This window comes from Salipiger aestuarii, assembly GCF_003259905.1.
GTDB classification, from domain to species: domain Bacteria; phylum Pseudomonadota; class Alphaproteobacteria; order Rhodobacterales; family Rhodobacteraceae; genus Salipiger; species Salipiger aestuarii.
The window spans coordinates 89,865-107,853 of the sequence record NZ_QLMG01000007.1 but is presented as its reverse complement, the minus strand read 5'-3'; the positions used below and the strand labels follow the sequence as shown (position 1 = coordinate 107,853).

Annotated in this window: 17 protein-coding genes; 2 read left to right on the top strand and 15 right to left on the bottom strand. The window is 65.8% G+C overall.

Going from position 1 to position 17,989, the window contains the following annotated elements:
• Window positions 1–45: 45 nt before the first annotated feature.
• A complete protein-coding gene (gene groL / locus ATI53_RS05985) occupies window positions 46–1,692 on the bottom strand; it encodes a chaperonin GroEL (RefSeq protein ID WP_009503346.1) in 1,647 nt (548 codons plus the stop codon).
• A gap of 48 nt (window positions 1,693–1,740) precedes the next feature.
• Window positions 1,741–2,034 carry a co-chaperone GroES gene (locus tag ATI53_RS05980; protein ID WP_009503345.1) on the bottom strand — a complete coding sequence of 98 codons (294 nt, stop codon included), beginning with the start codon at window positions 2,032–2,034 and terminating at the stop codon, window positions 1,741–1,743.
• Window positions 2,035–2,344: 310 nt separating this feature from the next.
• Between ATI53_RS05980 and ATI53_RS05975 the strand changes: the two genes are divergently transcribed.
• The gene (locus tag ATI53_RS05975) at window positions 2,345–3,325 is read left to right on the top strand and encodes a DMT family transporter (protein WP_009503344.1); all 981 of its coding nucleotides are present in this window, start codon (window positions 2,345–2,347) and stop codon (window positions 3,323–3,325) included.
• Between the two features lies 1 nt (window position 3,326).
• Here the strand turns inward: ATI53_RS05975 and ATI53_RS05970 are convergent, their stop codons facing one another.
• Window positions 3,327–3,986, bottom strand: a complete 660-nt coding sequence (locus ATI53_RS05970) for a DUF2161 domain-containing phosphodiesterase (RefSeq protein ID WP_111549946.1) — start codon at window positions 3,984–3,986, stop codon at window positions 3,327–3,329.
• An 84-nt stretch (window positions 3,987–4,070) separates the two neighbouring features.
• On the opposite strand from ATI53_RS05970, the gene ATI53_RS05965 reads away from it, so the two are divergent.
• Window positions 4,071–5,057, top strand: coding sequence for a TraB/GumN family protein (locus ATI53_RS05965; protein ID WP_009503342.1), 987 nt, complete (start codon window positions 4,071–4,073; stop codon window positions 5,055–5,057).
• Here the strand turns inward: ATI53_RS05965 and ATI53_RS05960 are convergent, their stop codons facing one another.
• The 12 genes from ATI53_RS05960 to ATI53_RS05905 form a co-directional block, all read right to left on the bottom strand.
• A complete protein-coding gene (locus ATI53_RS05960) occupies window positions 5,058–7,079 on the bottom strand; it encodes a M3 family metallopeptidase (RefSeq protein ID WP_009503341.1) in 2,022 nt (673 codons plus the stop codon).
• 116 nt (window positions 7,080–7,195) lie between these two features.
• Complete coding sequence (locus ATI53_RS05955) at window positions 7,196–7,984, bottom strand: amino acid ABC transporter permease (protein ID WP_009503340.1); 789 nt, start codon at window positions 7,982–7,984, stop codon at window positions 7,196–7,198.
• A 4-nt stretch (window positions 7,985–7,988) separates the two neighbouring features.
• Entirely contained in the window at window positions 7,989–8,783 is a 795-nt protein-coding gene (locus ATI53_RS05950; RefSeq protein WP_009503339.1) for a transporter substrate-binding domain-containing protein, read from the bottom strand.
• Window positions 8,784–8,843: 60 nt separating this feature from the next.
• Window positions 8,844–9,878 carry a HesA/MoeB/ThiF family protein gene (locus ATI53_RS05945; RefSeq protein ID WP_111549945.1) on the bottom strand — a complete coding sequence of 345 codons (1,035 nt, stop codon included), beginning with the start codon at window positions 9,876–9,878 and terminating at the stop codon, window positions 8,844–8,846.
• A gap of 1 nt (window position 9,879) precedes the next feature.
• On the bottom strand, window positions 9,880–10,341 hold the full coding sequence (dut, locus tag ATI53_RS05940) for a dUTP diphosphatase (RefSeq protein ID WP_009503337.1): 462 nt from the start codon (window positions 10,339–10,341) through the stop codon (window positions 9,880–9,882).
• Window positions 10,342–10,394: 53 nt separating this feature from the next.
• Complete coding sequence (locus ATI53_RS05935) at window positions 10,395–11,165, bottom strand: squalene/phytoene synthase family protein (protein WP_111549944.1); 771 nt, start codon at window positions 11,163–11,165, stop codon at window positions 10,395–10,397.
• 51 nt (window positions 11,166–11,216) lie between these two features.
• Entirely contained in the window at window positions 11,217–12,836 is a 1,620-nt protein-coding gene (gene cimA, locus ATI53_RS05930) for a citramalate synthase (protein WP_111549943.1), read from the bottom strand.
• Window positions 12,837–12,951: 115 nt separating this feature from the next.
• A complete protein-coding gene (gene cysS, locus ATI53_RS05925) occupies window positions 12,952–14,349 on the bottom strand; it encodes a cysteine--tRNA ligase (protein ID WP_111549942.1) in 1,398 nt (465 codons plus the stop codon).
• Between the two features lie 322 nt (window positions 14,350–14,671).
• Complete coding sequence (locus ATI53_RS05920) at window positions 14,672–14,914, bottom strand: hypothetical protein (RefSeq protein WP_009504094.1); 243 nt, start codon at window positions 14,912–14,914, stop codon at window positions 14,672–14,674.
• On the bottom strand, window positions 14,914–15,828 hold the full coding sequence (gene fmt / locus ATI53_RS05915) for a methionyl-tRNA formyltransferase (protein ID WP_009504093.1): 915 nt from the start codon (window positions 15,826–15,828) through the stop codon (window positions 14,914–14,916). The genes ATI53_RS05920 and fmt overlap by 1 nt, the downstream gene beginning before the upstream one ends.
• Before the next feature lie 64 nt (window positions 15,829–15,892).
• On the bottom strand, window positions 15,893–16,858 hold the full coding sequence (locus tag ATI53_RS05910) for an ABC transporter permease (protein WP_009504092.1): 966 nt from the start codon (window positions 16,856–16,858) through the stop codon (window positions 15,893–15,895).
• Window positions 16,858–17,949, bottom strand: coding sequence for an ABC transporter permease (locus tag ATI53_RS05905; RefSeq protein WP_009504091.1), 1,092 nt, complete (start codon window positions 17,947–17,949; stop codon window positions 16,858–16,860). Before ATI53_RS05905 ends, ATI53_RS05910 begins: the two co-directional genes overlap by 1 nt.
• Between the last annotated feature and the right edge of the window lie 40 nt (window positions 17,950–17,989).

Genomic DNA, 17,989 nt, shown 5'->3' with positions numbered 1-17,989 from the left:
CTGTCGATGGGTTGGGTGATACATCACACCTGCAAGGCAGGGTGATTACATCATGCCGCCCATGCCGCCCATGCCGCCCATGTCGGGCATGCCGCCGGCAGGCGCGTCTTTTTGCGGCTTGTCGGCCACCATCGCTTCGGTGGTGATCAGCAGGCCGGCGATCGATGCCGCGTCTTCCAGCGCGGTACGCACGACCTTTGCGGGGTCGATGACGCCGAACGCGAACATGTCGCCATATTCGTCGGTCTGAGCGTTGTAGCCGAACTTGAGATCGGTCGATTCACGCACCTTGCCAGCAACGACGGACCCGTCGACACCCGCGTTCTGGGCGATCTGACGCAGCGGTGCTTCCAGAGCCTTGCGCACGATGACGATACCGGCGTTCTGGTCGCTGTTTGCGCCCGTCAGGCCGTCAAGCGCCTTGGCACCCTGCACCAGGGCAACGCCGCCGCCGACCACGATGCCTTCTTGAACGGCAGCGCGGGTTGCGTTCAGGGCGTCATCGACGCGGTCCTTACGCTCTTTCACTTCGACTTCGGTCATGCCGCCGACGCGGATGACGGCAACACCGCCCGCCAGCTTGGCAACACGTTCCTGCAGCTTTTCACGGTCGTAATCGGACGTGGTTTCTTCGATCTGGGTCCGGATCTGGGAAACGCGCGCTTCGATTTCGGCCTTTTCACCGTGACCGTCGACGATGGTCGTCGCGTCTTTGGTGATGTTGACGGTCTTGGCGGTGCCGAGCATGTCCATGGTGACATTCTCAAGCTTCATGCCCAGATCTTCCGAGATCACCTGGCCGCCGGTCAGGATCGCGATGTCCTGCAGCATGGCCTTGCGGCGATCGCCAAAGCCAGGCGCCTTGACGGCTGCGATCTTGAGACCGCCGCGCAGCTTGTTGACCACGAGGGTCGCCAGGGCTTCGCCTTCGACGTCTTCGGCAATGATGAGCAGCGGCTTTTGCGACTGGATCACCTGCTCAAGCAGCGGCACGAGCGGCTGAAGCGACGACAGCTTCTTTTCGTGCAGCAGGATGATGCAGTCATCAAGCTCCGCGATCATCTTGTCGGCGTTGGTCACGAAGTAGGGCGACAGGTAGCCGCGGTCGAACTGCATGCCTTCGACAACATCGGTCTCGGTTTCGAGACCTTTGTTTTCTTCGACGGTGATGACACCCTCGTTGCCGACCTTCTGCATCGCATCGGCGATCTGACGGCCGATTTCCGACTCGCCGTTCGCCGAAATGGTGCCGACCTGGGCGACTTCGGAGGAATCGTTCACCGGGCGCGCGGCGGCCTTGATGGACTCGACAACCTTGGCGGTCGCAAGGTCGATGCCACGCTTGAGGTCCATCGGGTTCATGCCCGCTGCGACCGACTTCAGGCCTTCCTTGACGATGGCCTGGGCCAGAACGGTGGCGGTGGTGGTGCCGTCGCCCGCTTCGTCATTGGTGCGGGAAGCGACTTCCTTCACCATCTGGGCGCCCATGTTCTCGAACTTGTCTTCCAGCTCGATCTCTTTGGCAACCGACACACCGTCCTTGGTGATGCGCGGGGCACCGAACGACTTGTCCAGAACCACGTTGCGGCCTTTGGGGCCCAGGGTCACCTTGACAGCGTCGGCAAGGATGTTGACGCCGCGCAGCATACGGGTGCGGGCATCGGTATCGAACTTCACGTCTTTGGCAGACATAGATAGCTCTCCTGATTGGAATTACGTTTAGAAGGAAACGAGGCGCGCTCAGGCGGCCTCGGTCACCCCAAGGATGTCCGATTCCTTCATGATCAGCAGCTCTTCGCCGTCGATCGTGACTTCGGTGCCCGACCATTTGCCGAACAGGACGCGATCTCCGGCCGAAACGGCCATTTCGATCAGCTCGCCGCTGTCCTTGCGTGCGCCGTCGCCACATGCGACCACAACGCCCTCGGCGGGCTTTTCCTTGGCGCTGTCGGGGATGATCAGACCACCCTTGGTCTTTTCGTCGCTTTCGGTGCGGCGGACCAGCACGCGGTCGTGGAGCGGTTTGAATGTCATCTTCGAGTCTCCATTCGCTCAAAGTTATGTCTGTAACGGCCCCTTGCGGGACCGTTAGCACTCAGCCGGGCCGAGTGCTAACGACGCATAGCTAGACATGGCGACGAGTCGTGTCAACAGGTCCGTCAGCTAAAATAATGCGCGCCCGCCGCGGTCACCGACGGCTCTGCACCATCTGCCGATCCTGCCCCCCTGCCCGGCCAGGCGGCGCCGGATGCCGCCGCCGGAACACGCGCATCCCCCATGGCCACGGCGCGCGATCCGTGATTGGTATACCAAATCCCCTCCCGCCAACCCGTGAGCCACCTTCATGCCGACCCACCATGCCGCTTCCGTGCCCGTGCCGAACGGCCCGCCCCGCAAGGCGCCCGAAAACCTCAGGGGCATTGCCCTCATCACGCTGGGGTTCGTTTTTTTCGGCGCCACCGATGCCCTGGCCAAGCTGCTGACCACCGAACTGCCCGCGCTTGAGGTGGTCTGGCTGCGCCAACTGGGGCTGTTTGCCGGGGTGGCGGCGATGCTTGGGCTCAGGGGCGCGCATATTCTGCGCACCCGCCACCCGGTCGTGCAGATCATGCGCGGCGTGCTCGCCACGTGCTCGGCGACCTTGTTTATCCTTGCGATCCGCAACGTGCCGCTGGCCGATGCCACGGCGGTCACCTTTGTCGCGCCGTTTATCGTCACCGCGCTTGGCGCGCTGTTTCTGGGCGAACCCGTTGGCCCGCGCCGCTGGGCGGCGGTCGCGGTCGGTTTTGCCGGGATGCTGGTCGTCATCCGCCCCGGCGCGGGTGTGTTCCACCCGGCGATCTTCATCACCGTCGGCGCTGCCACCGCATTCGCCACGCGGCAGGTGTTGTCACGCCTGCTGAGCGGCGAGGACAGCATCGCGACGACCGTGGCCTACACCTCGATCACCTCAACGCTGATCCTGACCCTGCCGGTGCCGTTCGTCTGGCAAACCCCGGACCATGGCTGGGTCTGGCTGGTGGCGGCGCTTATGGCGCTGTGCGCCGCCTGCGGAGAGATCTTTATCATCCGTGCCCTCGATGTGGCGCAGGCGGTGGTGCTGGCGCCGCTGCAATACAGCATGATCCTGTGGAGCACCCTTTACGGATTCCTGCTGTTTGCCGATCTGCCCGACGGGTTCACCCTGCTGGGCTGCGCGATCATCGTCGCCTCGGGGCTGTATACGCTGAACCGCGAGCGGGTCGTGGCCCGCCAGCAAAAGCGCCGCGCCCGGGCCGAGGCCGCGAACGAAGCCGAAGCCGCCGCCCGCGCCGAGGAGATCTGACCTACCAGCTGTCCGCCCAGTGGATCAGACCCGCGCGTCCCGCTTCGGTCAGCGCATAGACCCCCGTGGCCACCTTTTCGAACCAGCCGTAGTGATTGTCGCGCATCAAGGTGGTGGCCGGCTTCACCCCCGCCCCCACCGCCACGTCGCGCCCCCGGCTGGGCCCGTGTTCGGCCAGCCACGCGGCGCAGCGCAGCGCGTCCTGCCGATACCCCGTGACAATGCCGTGGCGCGTGGCGCCGCCATCGTTGGGATCGCCGCTGATGCGCTGGAACTCCCGCAGCAGCCGCGCCGCCCTGGCCTTGTTGTGGCGCGGCGCATAAGGGCCGGGGTCGCACTGCACCTCGGCCCGCCCGTCCTTGACGGTGATAAAGCCCAGCCCAAGTCGGCGGCACAGCGCAAGATTGTCCTTCAACCCGCGCCGCGCCATCCGCCCCGCAGGTTTGGGCACGGCGATATAGACCGTATCGCTCAGCGACAGCCGCGCCACCGCCTGATGGAACAGCGCCAGTGAAATCCGCAGCTTCAGTTCGACGATGACGGGTGGCTCATCGCCGCGCAGCGCCACCAGATCGGCCGCGCCGACCTCGCCCTTGACCGCATAGCCCTGCGTGACCAGCAGCGCCTTGACCGGCGCGTAAAGCTCGGATTCCCGTTTCATCTCGGGGACCTTAGGCAGCACCCATTGCCGCTGTCCATCCCTTGCCATAGCCTGCGTGCGAAACGCTTTGGAAAGGTCGCGTGCATGCTTCGCCCCCTGCTTGTTGCTCTTGCCGCCCTTGGCGGCGCCGCGCAGGCGCAATGCGCAGGCGATGACCTGCGCAAGACGCTGTCCGATGACGAATCCGCGACGCTGCAACGGCTGGTCGATGCCACCCCCTATGCCGAAGGCAACCGCTGGCGCGCCGAAAAGGACGGCGAGATTATCCGCCTCGTGGGCACGATGCACCTGTCCGACCCCCGGCTTGACCGGCCCGCCGACCGCCTGCGCCCGGTGCTGAAGGATGCGGGCGCCCTGTTGCTGGAAATGCCGGCGGACGAACAGGCGCGGCTGATGACCGCGCTGACCGAAGACCCCGGCCTGATCCTGCTGACCGACAGCTCGCTGCCCGATCTGATGCCCGACCGCGCCTGGCAAACCCTCGCCAGCGCCGCGCGCGACCGCGGGCTGCCCGCCGCAATGGCCGCCAAGATGCGCCCCTGGTACCTGTCGATGCTGTTGTCCGTGCCCGCCTGCGCCCAGGCCCAGTTGCAGGAACAGGATGGGCTGGATGCCCGGCTTGAGGCGCTGGCAACGGAGTACGGCGTGCCGACCCTCGCGCTGGAACCCTTCGACACCACCTTCGAGATCTTCAACGCCGAACCGCTTGAGGGCCAGATCGAGATGATCGCCGCCTCGCTCGCCGAACAGGAGGATGGCGAAAACGGCATGTCGACCACCATCGCGGCCTATTTCGACGAAAAGGCCGGCGAAATGTGGCGGCTGTCGGAAATCCTGGTGGCGCGCAGCGACATGTACACAGAGGATGAGGCCGCCGATCTGATGGCCCAGTCCACCGAGGCGCTGCTGAGCACGCGCAACCGTGCCTGGATTCCGGTCATCCTGGACACGGCGGCCCGGCACGAGGCCCCCATCGTGGCGGCCTTCGGCGCGGCGCACCTGCCCGGCACCGAAGGCATCCTGCAATTGCTCGCGGATGACGGTTGGACCCTCACCCGCGAACCGTTCTGATCAGGCGGCGAGCCCGCGCCCCTTGAGCAGCGCCTCGACACCCGGCATCCGGCCCCGAAACGCGATATAAAGCTCTTGGGCATCGACCGAACCGCCCTTGGACAGGATGAACTGTTCCAACCTGGCCGCGGTGGCGGGATCAAACGCGCCGCCTGCTTCCTCGAACGCGGCGAAGGCGTCCGCGTCCATCACCTCGGACCACATGTAGCTGTAATAGCCCGAGCTGTACCCGTCGCCCGCGAAAACATGGGCGAAATGCGGTGTGGCATGGCGCATGGTGATCGGTGCGGGCATGCCCATTCCCGACAGAATTTCGGCCTGCCGCGCCATCGGGTCGGCGGGCGCGGGGCCGTTGTGAAATTCCAGATCCACCATGGCCGAGGCGACATATTCCACCGTCTGGAACCCCATGTCGAAGGTGGACGCCGCCAGCACCTTGTCCAGCAGCGCCTGTGGCATCGCCTCGCCCGTGTCCGCATGGGTGGCGAATTCGGCCAGCACCTCGGGCACCTCCAGCCAGTGTTCGTACAGCTGGCTGGGCAGTTCCACGAAATCGCGCGCCACCGATGTGCCCGAGACGGACCCGAAATCCACATCCGACAGCATCTGATGCAGCGCATGGCCGAATTCATGAAACAGCGTGCGCGCATCGTCATAGGACAACAGCGCGGGCTTGCCCTTTGGGGGCTTGGCGAAGTTGCATACGTTGATGACGACGGGCGCCAGCGGCTTGGGTCGCCGGGCCTGGCTGCGCATGGCCGAACACCACGCGCCCGAGCGTTTCGAGGCCCGCGCAAAATAATCCCCGATGAACACCGCCAGATGCTTTCCGTCGCGCGTCACCTCCCACGCCCGGCAATCGGCGTGATACAGCGGCAGATCCAGCGGGCGGAATTCCAGTCCGAACAGGCGGTTCGAACAGGTGAACGCTGCCTGGATCATCTTGTCCAGTTGCAGATAGGGCTTCAGTTCGGCCTCATCCAGATCGTGCAGCACCCGGCGGCGCTTGTCGGCGTAGTAGCGCCAATCCCATGGCTGAAGCGCATCGTTGATGCCATCGGCGCGCAGCATGTGCTCCATCTCGGTGGCGTCGCGCAGTGCCTGCGCCTTCGCCGGTTCCCACACCGCCATCAGCAGGTCACGCACACGCCCCGGCGTGCCCGCCATTTCGGTTTCCAGCTTGAACGAGGCAAAATCCGCGTAGCCCAGCAGCTTGGCCCGTTCTTCACGCAGGGCCAGCACCTCGGCGGCAATGCCCCGGTTGTCGCTGTCGCCGCCGTTGGCACCGCGTGCCGCCCAGGCGCAGAATGCCTTTTGCCGCAGGTCCCGGCGCGGCGAGAATTGCAGGAACGGCACGATCAGCGAGCGTGACAACGTCACAACCGGGCCATCCTGGCCCAACGCCTCGCCCGCCGAGCGCGCGCCATCTACAACGAACTCCGGCAGCCCTTGCAGATCGGCCTCGGACAGGGGCATGAACCACGCCGCCTCGTCGCTCAGCAGGTTCTGGGTAAACGACGTGCCCAGGACCGCCAGACGGGATTTGACCGCTTTCATCCGCTCCGCCGACGCACCCTCCAACGCCGCGCCTGAGCGCACGAAACCGCGATGGGTGAGGTAAAGCACCCGGTCTTCCTCTGCGGTCAGGCCCAGCGTGTCGCGTCGGTCCCACAGCTCGGCGATGCGCGCGAACAGCGCCTTGTTGTCGGAAATCGCCGAGGAATGCGCCGAAAGCCTTGGCGAAAAGGCCCGCTGCAATTCCTGCCGCGCCGGAGTGCTGTCCGCTCCGGCCACGGTAAAGAACACCGAAAGCACCTTGTCCAGCGCCTCGCCCGCGCCTTCCAGCGCCTCGATCGTGTTGGCAAAATTCGCAGGCTCGGGATTGGTGGCGATCGCATCGACCTCGGCCAGATGCGCGGCGAGCGCCTCATCGAAGGCGGGGGCAAAATCGGAATCCGAAATCCGGTCGAAAGGCGCAAGCTGGAACGGCGTGTCCCAGTCGGCAAGCAGCGGGTTGGTCATGGACAAGACTCCTTTTGCGTCAAGCTAAGCGCGCCGCACGCGCGCCGCAATCCCGCGCGCGCGGTTCTTGCGGTCGACGCCATCCGCGGGGCGCGCGGGCCGGCCACCTTGTGCGGTCAGGTCCGGGCGCGGTCCCGCAGTCGGCGCTCAAGACGCCGCAATCCAAGCGACAGGGTAATCGTCATCGTCAGATACACCAGCGCCACAACATTATAGGTTTCGAAATACCGGAAATTTCCCGCCGCCGTGACCTTGCCCAGCTGCGTCACGTCCAGCACCCCCAACACCGATACAAGGCTGGAATCCTTCACCAGCGCCACGAAATCATTGCCCCAGGGCGGCAAAATGATCCGCACCGCCTGTGGCAGAACCACAAGGCGAAACCGCTGCCAGCCGGTCAGGCCCAGCGCCTGCGCCGCCTCGACCTGCCCGGCGTCGACCGACATCAGCCCGGCGCGGAACACCTCGGCGACAAAGGCCGAATAGCCAATGGTCAGCGCCAGGATCGCCCGCCAGATCAGCGGAAAATCCCGCGTGCGCGCCGGGTCCCAGCCCAGCCAGCCCGTCGCCGCGTTCCAGCCCGCAACCAGCGCCGGCGCCGCGACGAAGGCCACATACAACAACAGCACCAGCATGGGCACGCCGCGCACGATTTCCGTATAGAACCGCGCCAGCTGGCGCAAAGCGCGCGCGCCGCTCAGCGACATCAGCGCCAGCCCCATGCCCAGCAGCGACGCCAGCGCAAAGCTGACCAGCGTGACAAAGACCGTGACCTTGACGCCCCGCGACAACGTCCGCAGCACTTGCGCCTGAACGTCGTCGGCCAGCACCGCGCCATAGCCCGCCAGCCCCGCAAGACACACCGCGGCCAGCCACCAGGGGAAATCGCCGTCGCGCGCCGTCAAGCGGTCACTCGCCCATCTTGTAGTCCAGGAACCAGCGGGTGTTCAGGTCCGCCAGCGTCCCGTCCGCACGCATCGACGCGAGGGCCGCGTTCACCGGCGCCACAAGGTCGGACCCCTTGGGAAAGATGAACCCGAAATCCTCGGAGCCCAGCTTTTCGCCGACGATCTTCAGCCCGCCGTCCGACGCGGCGACATAGCCCTGGCCCGCGGTACCGTCGGTCAGCACCATGTCGACATCTCCGACCCTGAGCGCCTGCACCCCGGCACCAAAGGTCTCGAACAGCTTGATGCGGGGGGTCGCCTCGTTGCCGTCCAGCACGTCGTAAACCCCGACGTAGAAAGGAGTTGTCCCCGGTTGCGCCGCCATCAGCAGGTCTTCGTCGGCGGCAAAGCTGGCCGCATCGGTGATACGATCCTCGTCGCCACGCACCAGCATCACCATTTCCGAGCGCATGTAGGCGTCCGAGAAATCGACCATCCCGGCGCGATCTTCGCGGATGGTGATGCCGGTCATGCCGATGTCGTACTGGCCGCCGGACACCGCCGGGATCATCGCGTCCCAGCTGGTGGTCTCGTAGCTGACCGTCATGTTCAGGCGGGACGCGATCTCGGCCATGGCATCGTATTCCCAGCCGATCGCCGCACCGCTCGCGGGGTCGACGAATTGCAGTGGGGGATAGGCGTTTTCCGTCACAACCACGACCTCGCGGCCGGAAAGATCGGGCAGATCCCGCGCCATCGCGGAGGTAACAGGCAACAACAGGGCGGGCAGCAGGGCAGCGGCAAGAAGACGGGTCATCGCGGTGGCTCCGGGGTCAGGGTCGGGCCGAGTATGCCGCGCCCTGCGCCACGCGCAAGGTCAGCCGCCACACACCGGGCAGCCGGGGCGGCGCTTCAGCGCGATCTTGCGGGTTTCGCCCCACAGCGCATCATAGATCAGCATCTCGCCCAGCAGCGGTTGGCCCGCCCCCGAGATCAGCTTGACCGTTTCGACCGCCATCATCGCGCCAAGCACGCCGGGCAGCGGCCCCAACACGCCGGCTTCGGCGCAGGATGGCGCCAGTCCGGGCGCGGGCGCCTCGGGAAAGATGCACTGGTAGCAGGGTGCGTTCAGGGCGGGCGCAAAGACGGAAATCTGCCCCTCCCACTGACTGAGCGCCCCGGAAATCAGCGGTTTGCCCGCCCGCACGGCGGCGGCATTGGCCAGATAACGGGTTTCGAAATTGTCGGTCCCGTCCAGGATGACATCATACTCGGCGAACAGCGTCCGCGCCGCGTCCGCGTCAAGGCGGCGGCGATAGGGTTTCACCGTCACATAGGGGTTCTGCGCCAGCATCGCGGCCTGCGCCGAGGCGACCTTGGGCAGGCCGATGCGCGCATCGGTGTGGATGACCTGACGTTGCAGGTTGGCGTTTTCCACGACGTCATCGTCGATCACGCCGACGGTGCCCACGCCCGCCGCCGCAAGATATTGCAAAGCTGGGGCGCCCAGCCCGCCCGCGCCAATCACCAGCACCCTGGCATCGCGCAGCGCGCGCTGGCCCGGCCCGCCCAGTTCGCGCAGCACGATGTGGCGCGCATATCGTTCCAGTTCGGCCCCGCTGAACGTCGCATTCCGCGCGGGCGATTCAGTCCGCGCCCGCGCGCGCTCCTTCAGTCGGCGCAGCACAAGCGCATAGGCCCCGCCAATCGCCAGAATGCCGCCAAGGATCAGCCAGGGGACCACGCTGCCCCCGGTGTTCTGCCGGATCGGATGACCGTCGGGCAGCACAAAATGGACGAGCAGCAGCGCCAGATACAGCCCCGCCAGCAGCCCCCCGCGCAGCTTGGGCGAGGCCCCCATAAGGTGCCCCCCGCCCCAGATCAGCGCCACGATGCCAATCAGTGCCAGCACCTCAGACCCCCGAAGAGCCAAAGCCCCCCCCGCCGCGCGCCGTATCGCCCAGCGCTTCGACCTCGACCACGTCAGGCAGTGCGATCCGTTCGATGACCAGCTGCGCGATGCGCGCGCCATGTTCGACCACATAGGGCGCGGGGCCATGGTTCACCAGCACGGCGTGCAATTCGCCGCGATAGTCCAGATCGACGATCCCCGCCGCCGTGTCGATGCAATGGCGCACGGCAAGGCCCGATCGGGGACCGATACGCCCGTAGGTTTCGGGCGGCAGCGCAATGCTGATCCCCAACGGCACCATCGCGCGTGTGCCGGGGTAGATCACCGCGCCCGTCGCGGCGAAATCGCAGCGCGGGGTGCCGTTTTCGTCGCGCAGGCAGGCGGACAGATCGTAGCCCGCCGACCCTTTGGTGGCGCGGCGCGGCAGCACGGCGGTCGGGCACAGCTTGCGGATTTCCAGCATCGCACTCTCCTTTGGCGTCGTTTGTGCCGGTCCCCCGACGGTTGGGCAAGCCCCTAGATCCGGCCCGTCAGCGCGGCGCGCATCAGCCCTGAACGCTTGCGGAACTCCGAAACCTGCAAACGGCCCTGGGCGACGCGGGCCGGATCGCGCGCCGCCAGCCGCAGCAGCGGCCCTGCCTGCCAGCAGGCCAGCAACGCCGCCCGTGCCGGGCCGGTCACTCCCGCGCGGCGCACCCGTGCCAGCCGGTCCAACCCGCCCCGCGCCAGCGCAGCAACGGCGTCGGGGCGACCATCGACCAACGGCACGCGGTTCTGCGCCTCAAGCTCGGGCACCGCACGCAGGAATTGCGCCAGCCCCGAGGCATAACCCGCATCCAGCGCCACCGTCTGAGGCAGACCGCCCAGCGCGCGCCCCGCGGCGGCGACAAGATGCCCCGAGGTTTCCTCAAGATACCGGGTGAAATGCGCGGCGTCCTCGAACGGGTCCTTGTAGATGTCCCAGCGCCGCGCCCCGACCAGACGGTCGAGCAGATCGGCGCTGCCCGCGTCGATCACATGCGCCAGCGGCGTGACCACCTCGTGGCGGCGCACAAGGCCACCCTTGCGGATTTCCTCCAGCGCGTCGCGCCACCATTGCAGGCGCATCTCGGCGATCATGCTTTCCTGCGTCAGCCAGGGCGCGCGCGCGACCTCGACGTTAAAGGCATAGATCGCGAACAGCGCCGCCCGTGCGGGTGCCGGCGCCGCCATTGTGGCCGCGAAACGGTCGGGGTCGCCCCGCTCGACCAGTTGCGCGCAGGCGATAAGATCGTCGTCAAAATCCATGTACTGCACCTAAGCGAGCGGCCCGAAAAGAAAAGAGTGCGGACGCCCCGGTCACCCCGCCTCGCCGCAATCGCGGATCAGCTTCCAGCGCACCGCGTCCAGCAGCGCCTCGAACGAGGCATCCACGATGTTCGCGCTGACGCCCACGGTCTGCCATCGCCGCCCCTTGCCGTCCTGGCTGTCGATGATGACACGCGTGACCGCCTCGGTGCCCCCTTGCGTGATGCGCACCTTGAAATCCACCAGCCGCATGTCGTCGATCACCGGCTGATAAGGCCCAAGATCCTTGGACAGCGCCTTTGACAGCGCATTGACCGGCCCCCGGTCATGGCCTTCGGTGTCCAGACTGTCGGACACCGACAGCTTTTTCTCGCCAGCCACCTTCACCACCACGACGGCCTCGGAAAGCGACACCATGCGATCGTATTTGTTCCTGCGCCGCTCGACGGTGACACGGTACCGCTTGACCTCGAAGAAGTCCGGCAGCCGCCCCAGACCCCCGCGCGCGAGCAACTCGAACGACGCCTGCGCGGTGTCATAGGTATAGCCCTGCGCCTCGCGCGTCTTGATCTCGTCCAGGATGCGGGCCAGCGCGGGATCGCCCGGCGCAACCTCCAGCCCCGCCTCGGCAAGACGGCGGCGCAGGTTCGACTGCCCCGCCTGGTTCGACATCGGGATCACGCGGCGATTGCCGACCGTACCCGGATCGACATGTTCATAGGTCGTCGGGTCCTTTAGGATTGCGCTTGCGTGCAGCCCCGCCTTGTGCGCAAAGGCCGAACTGCCGACATAGGGCGCCTGCCGCATCGGCACGCGGTTCAGCACCTCGTCCAGCATCCGGCTGATCTGGGTCAGCCCCTCCAGCGCATCCTTGCCGACACCGATGTCGCAGGCGCTGGCATAGGGTTCTTTCAGCAGCAGGGTCGGGATCAGCGACGTCAGGTTGGCATTGCCACACCGCTCGCCCAGCCCGTTCAGCGTGCCCTGCACCTGCCGCACGCCCGCATCGACGGCCGCCAGCGAACAGGCCACCGCGTTTTCCGTGTCATTGTGGGTATGGATGCCAAGATTTTCGCCCGGAATGCCGCCGGTGATGACCTTCTGCACGATCCGGTAAACCTCATGCGGCAGCGTCCCGCCATTGGTGTCGCACAGCACGATCCAGCGTGCGCCCGCGTCATATGCCGCCTTGAGGCATTCCAGCGCATAAGGCGCATTCGCCTTCCAGCCGTCAAAGAAATGCTCGGCATCGAACAGCGCCTCGCGGCCCTGCGCCACGATATGCGCGACCGAGGCCCGGATGTTGTCGACATTCTCGGACAGGTCGATGCCAAGCGCCGCCGTGACATGGAAATCATGGGTCTTGCCGACCAGACAGACCGCCGGTGTGCCCGCATTCAACACCGCCGACAACACATCGTCGTTCCCGGCAGAGCGCCCGGCCCGCTTGGTCATGCCAAAGGCTGTCATCACGGCGCGGGTCGGGGGAATCTCATCGAAAAAGGCGCTGTCGGTGGGGTTCGCACCGGGCCAGCCGCCTTCGATATAATCCAACCCCAGATCGTCCAGCGCCTTGGCGATCCGCAGTTTTTCAGCGGTGGAAAACTGCACGCCCTGCGTTTGCTGCCCGTCGCGCAGGGTGGTGTCGTAAAGATACAGCCGCGTTCCCATCAGCCGCGCCCTCTTTCCAGTCGGTCAAAACACCCTCGGGGGGGCCGGGCTTGGGTGAGCGCGGGGCAGACAGCCGCCCGCCGCCCGCCGCCAAAGACAAAATACGCAGGCAGCATCACAGCCCCGCCAGCCTTGCCGGATCAAACCCCGGCCCGGGCATCAACTCGACCCCGGTCTTAGACATCCGCACCTCGATCCCGGCCGAGAGGAATGCCGCCTTGAGGCGGTCCACCTCGGAAAAATCCTTGCTCTGCATGGCTTCGGCGCGTGCAGCGGCAAGCTTATCTGCCAACAGGGCAATGCCGGAATCCGCTGCGCTCGGCAGCCCCCAGCCGGGAGCTTTTACAAGCGAGAGCCCCAGGAAGGTCAGCCCGGCCAACAAATCCCCTGCTTTGCCCTCGGCGCTAAGCCTGTGCAATCGCGCGATCGCTCCCGCCGTGTTCAGGTCATTGCAGACCGCTTCCAGAAGCTCGGGGTCGAGGTCAGGCGATGCCTGCATACCCGCGGTCTGATCGTACCAATGCCGAAGTGTCTTAGTCGCGCTCGTCGCCTTCTCGGCGGTCCAGTCCATCGGCTTGCGGTAATGCGTCGACAGGAACACGAACCGGATCACCTCGCCCGGGATGCCCTGATCCAGCAGATCGCGCACGGTGAAGAAATTGCCCAGGCTCTTGGACATCTTCTTGCCCTCGACCTGCAACATCTCGTTGTGCAGCCAGACCTTTGCGAAATCCCCCTGCGGGTGGGCGCAGCAGCTTTGCGCGATCTCGTTCTCGTGGTGCGGAAACATCAGGTCGTTGCCGCCCCCGTGAATGTCAAAACTCTCGCCCAGCAGTTCGTAGCTCATGGCCGAGCATTCGATGTGCCAACCCGGACGCCCACGGCCCCAGGGGCTGTCCCAACCCGGCAGATCGTCAGAGGACGGCTTCCACAGCACAAAATCCATCGGGTCGCGCTTGTAGGGGGCCACCTCGACCCGCGCGCCCGCGATCATGTCATCGACCGTCCGGCCCGACAGCGCGCCGTAATTCCGGTAGCTGGCGACCGAGAAAAGCACATGCCCCTCGGCGGCATAGGCATGACCCGAGGCGATCAGCCCCGCGATCATCGCGATCATCTGCGGGATGTACCGGGTGGCGCGCGGCATGTGGTCGGGTTCGGCCACGCCGACCGCTGCCATGTCTTCGAGATACCAGCCGATGGTTTCTTCCGTGCGTTCGGCGATCAGCGTTTCGAGCGGGCGCGGATCGCCCGCCACCTTGCGCGCCTGTGCGGTGGCGTTGATCTTGTCATCCACGTCGGTGAAGTTACGCACATAGGTGACCTGAGCGGAACCGTAGACCTGCCGCATCACCCGCACCAGCATGTCAAAGACGATCGCCGCCCGCGCGTTGCCCATGTGCGCGCGATCATAAACGGTTGGACCACAGACATAAATCCGCACATTGCCGGGGTCGATCGGCGTGAACAGTTCTTTTGCCCGCGTCCGGGTGTTGGTCAGGAAAATATCCATGGCGCGCTCCTTCGCAGGGAAGATCGCGGCGGGGGTATCAATTTCGATGCCCGAAGGGAATAGAGGACCGTCCCGCCACGCGTCGGGCGGACCCGACAGATGTCAGCAGGAAATGCAGTAGATAAAGGGTGCTTGCGGGATCATCGGCGATTTGTAGCAGCCGCTGGCGCGGATGTCGAGCGCCGGAGGGGGCGCTGCCCCCGCCCTGCGGGCCCCCCGGAGTTTATTTGGCAAGATGAAGCCGGGGCACGGCGCCGTGTCTTCATCCTGCCGGAAAAACTCCGGCCGGGGGGGGCGGCGGACATGGCACTTAGGCGAGACATCATCGGCGGGGGCGCCAGTGGGTGGGTACGATGATAAGCGCACCGATGGATGACGCAATGGCATTGATCCCCGGCGAGCCAAAGCCGATGCCGAACATCAGTCGCACGAAATACGCAAGGAAGGCGCCGCCGATGCAGATGATGATGCTCTGGATCACCCCGTTGCGGGTAAAGCCGGTGCGCTCGGATGCGTAGCCCACAACTCCGGCGATGACGATGGTGCCGATCATGACCGGGAACATCAGGGCGCCCCTAATACGGTGCCGCGCGGAACCGGCTGGCCGAGCAGGAAAGTGTCCGCCACTTGTGCCCCCTTGCCCGCGCGCTGTGCCCGGGTGATCTGTACCGCGCCCTGCCCGCAAGCGATGGTCAGCGCGTCATCCAGGGCTTTGCCCGGCGCGCCCTCGCCCGCAGCGACACGCGCGCCCAGCAGCTTGACCCGGTCACCCCCTATGGTTGTCCAAGCGCCGGGAAACGGGGCAAGCCCGCGAATCTGGCGCGAGATCTCGGTTGAGGGGCGAGTCCAGTCGATGGCGGCCTCGGCCTTGTCGATCTTGTGGGCGTAGGTGACACCCTCTTCGGGCTGCGCGCTGGGTGTCAGCGCGTCGAGCCGGGCGAGCGCCCGTGTGATCAGCCGGGCCCCCATGGCGCCGAGCCGGTCGTGCAGCGTGCCGGTTGTTTCCTCGGGGCCGATCGGCGTGGCCTCGCGCAGCAGCACCGGGCCCGTATCCAGCCCCGCCTCCATCTGCATGATGCAGATGCCGGTTTCGCTGTCGCCTGCCATGATGGCGCGATGGATCGGCGCCGCGCCGCGCCAGCGGGGCAGCAGAGAGGCGTGGATGTTCAGGCAGCCCTTTGCCGGGGCATCCAAAATCGCCTGCGGCAGGATCAGCCCGTAAGCCACCACCACCGCGACCTCCGCGTTCAACCCGGCAAAGCGCGCCTGTTCCTCGGCGGATTTCAGGCTGGAGGGGTGGCGCACGCTCAGTCCCAGTGCGTCGGCCCTTGCGTGCACCGGCGTGGGGCGGTCCTTTTTGCCGCGTCCGGCGGGGCGGGGCGGCTGGCAATAGACGGCGGCGATGTCGTGCCCCGCGTCGACCAGCGCGTCCAGCACCGGCACCGAGAAATCGGGAGTTCCCATAAAGATCACGCGCATCGGCAAGGCCCTTTCATCCGTATTCCCGTCGCAGATAGGCGCCTGGACGCGAGGATGCCAGCGATCAGCGTTCTTTGACATAGGGCTCACCGCCCGCACGCGGGGGGATCGCCTTGCCGACAAAGCCCGCCAGAATGATGACCGTCAGGATATAGGGCAGCGCGTCCATCACCTGCACCGGGATGGTGATGCCGCCGAGATGGATGTTCTGATACCGCAGCGCGACCGCTTGCAGCAGGCCGAACAGCAGGCAGGCCCACAGCGCATGGACTGGCCGCCACTTGGCAAAGATCAGCGCCGCAAGCGCGATATAGCCGCGCCCGGCGGTCATTTCACGCACGAAGCCCGCTTGCAGGCCCGTCGCAAGATACGCCCCCGCCAGCCCGCACAGCAGGCCGCAAATCAGCACCGCACCGTATCGCAAACCGGCGACGGAGACGCCTGCCGTGTCCACTGCCTCGGGCGAGTCGCCCACCGCCCGCAGGCGCAGGCCAAAGCGGGTGCGAAACAGCACCCACCAGCTGAGCGGAACCATGGCAAAGGCAACGTAGACAAGAATGCTGTGCCCGGAAATCAGGTCCGCATAGATCGGGCCAAGCACCGGCACGCCCGACAGCGCCTCGGCAAACGGCAAGGTGATCGGTTCGAACCGCCCCGCGCCGATCAGGGATGGGGTGCGCCCGCCCTGCCCGAACAGATCCTGCGCGATCAGCACCGTCAGCCCCGAGGCCAGAAAGTTGATCGCCACCCCGGAAATCAGCTGATTGCCCCGAAAGGTGATCGAGGCCAGCCCGTGGATCAGGCTCATGAACACCGCCGCCCCGATGCCCGCCAGCAGCCCGATCCAGACCGATCCGGTCAGCGCCGCCACCGCTGCCGAGGCAAAGGCGGCAGCGAGCATCTTGCCTTCCAGCCCGATGTCGAACACGCCCGAGCGTTCGGAAAACAGCCCCGCAAGGCAGGCCAGCAGCAACGGCGTGGCAAGGCGCACGGTGGAATCGAGCACCTGAAGCAACGTCAGAAGATCCATCAGGCACCCTTTCTCAGCGCAAGGAAGACGCGTTCCAGCGGCATCCGAACCATATTGTCCAGCGCCCCGGTGAACAGGATCACCAGCGCCTGGATCACGGTGATCAGCTCACGCGGGATGGATGTCCACAGCGCCAGTTCCGCGCCGCCCTGGTACAGGAAGCCGAACAGCAGCGCCGCCAGAAAGATGCCGACCGGATGCGACCGGCCCATCAGCGCCACGGCGATGCCGATGAACCCCGCGCCCTCGGTCGCGTTCAGAACCAGTCGTTCGGCTTCGCCCATTGTGGTGTTGAGCGCCATCATTCCGGCCAGCCCCCCCGACATCAGCATCGCCACCACGGTGATGCGCACCGGAGAAATGCCCGCGTATTTCGCAGCGCTTTCGGAATGGCCAAAGGCGCGGATTTCATAGCCCAGCCGCGTGCGCCACATCACCAGCCAGAAGGCGACGCAGGCCAGCACCGCAAGGAAAAAGGTGACATTGGCGGGCGCCCCCCGGAACAGCGGGTTGTCCGGGGTCGCGAACATGTCCTGAAACGTCGGCAGATGGGTCGCGGCGGGGAAAGTCGCGGTCGCCGGATCCATCGCGCCCGTGGGGCGCAGCAGATTGACCAGCACATAGTTCAGCACCGCCGCCGCGATGAAGTTGAACATGATCGTGGTGATCACGATATGACTGCCGCGTTTCGCTTGCAGATACGCCGGGATCAATGCCCAGAGCGCGCCGAACACCGCCGCCGCCAGCGTCGCCACGAGCAGCGCAACGGACCAGTGCGGAAACGGGATAAACAGACAGACCAGCGCCACGCCAAGTCCGCCGATCATCGCCTGCCCCTCGCCGCCAATATTGAACATCCTGGCATGAAAGGCGACCGCGACGCACAGGCCGGTAAAAATGAAATTCGTCGTATAATACAGCGTATAGCCCCAGCCGGAACTGCGCATAAGTGCGCCTTCGATCATCAGGGTCAGCGCGTCCAGCGGCGACTCTCCGATGGCAAGGATCACCAGCGCCGACAGGAGCGCCGCCAGCAGGATCGAAATCAGGGGCACAAGCACCGCGTCGGCCCAGGCGGGCATCTTATCCATGGGAGGCCTCGTGTTGGACATTCAGGGGGACACGGATGGC

Bases quoted from the DNA above. Each gene is read 5' to 3' on its own strand.
- ATI53_RS05970 (WP_111549946.1), bottom strand. From the start codon at position 3,986: ATGAAACGGGAATCCGAGCTTTACGCGCCGGTCAAGGCGCTGCTGGTC.
- ATI53_RS05910 (WP_009504092.1), bottom strand. From the start codon at position 16,858: ATGGATCTTCTGACGTTGCTTCAGGTGCTCGATTCCACCGTGCGCCTT.
- ATI53_RS05975 (WP_009503344.1), top strand. From the start codon at position 2,345: ATGCCGACCCACCATGCCGCTTCCGTGCCCGTGCCGAACGGCCCGCCC.
- ATI53_RS05950 (WP_009503339.1), bottom strand. From the start codon at position 8,783: ATGACCCGTCTTCTTGCCGCTGCCCTGCTGCCCGCCCTGTTGTTGCCT.
- ATI53_RS05980 (WP_009503345.1), bottom strand. From the start codon at position 2,034: ATGACATTCAAACCGCTCCACGACCGCGTGCTGGTCCGCCGCACCGAA.
- ATI53_RS05935 (WP_111549944.1), bottom strand. From the start codon at position 11,165: ATGGATTTTGACGACGATCTTATCGCCTGCGCGCAACTGGTCGAGCGG.
- ATI53_RS05965 (WP_009503342.1), top strand. From the start codon at position 4,071: ATGCTTCGCCCCCTGCTTGTTGCTCTTGCCGCCCTTGGCGGCGCCGCG.
- cimA (WP_111549943.1), bottom strand. From the start codon at position 12,836: ATGGGAACGCGGCTGTATCTTTACGACACCACCCTGCGCGACGGGCAG.
- cysS (WP_111549942.1), bottom strand. From the start codon at position 14,349: ATGGATATTTTCCTGACCAACACCCGGACGCGGGCAAAAGAACTGTTC.
- ATI53_RS05920 (WP_009504094.1), bottom strand. From the start codon at position 14,914: ATGTTCCCGGTCATGATCGGCACCATCGTCATCGCCGGAGTTGTGGGC.
- ATI53_RS05960 (WP_009503341.1), bottom strand. From the start codon at position 7,079: ATGACCAACCCGCTGCTTGCCGACTGGGACACGCCGTTCCAGCTTGCG.
- ATI53_RS05905 (WP_009504091.1), bottom strand. From the start codon at position 17,949: ATGGATAAGATGCCCGCCTGGGCCGACGCGGTGCTTGTGCCCCTGATT.
- dut (WP_009503337.1), bottom strand. From the start codon at position 10,341: ATGCTGGAAATCCGCAAGCTGTGCCCGACCGCCGTGCTGCCGCGCCGC.
- fmt (WP_009504093.1), bottom strand. From the start codon at position 15,828: ATGCGCGTGATCTTTATGGGAACTCCCGATTTCTCGGTGCCGGTGCTG.
- groL (WP_009503346.1), bottom strand. From the start codon at position 1,692: ATGTCTGCCAAAGACGTGAAGTTCGATACCGATGCCCGCACCCGTATG.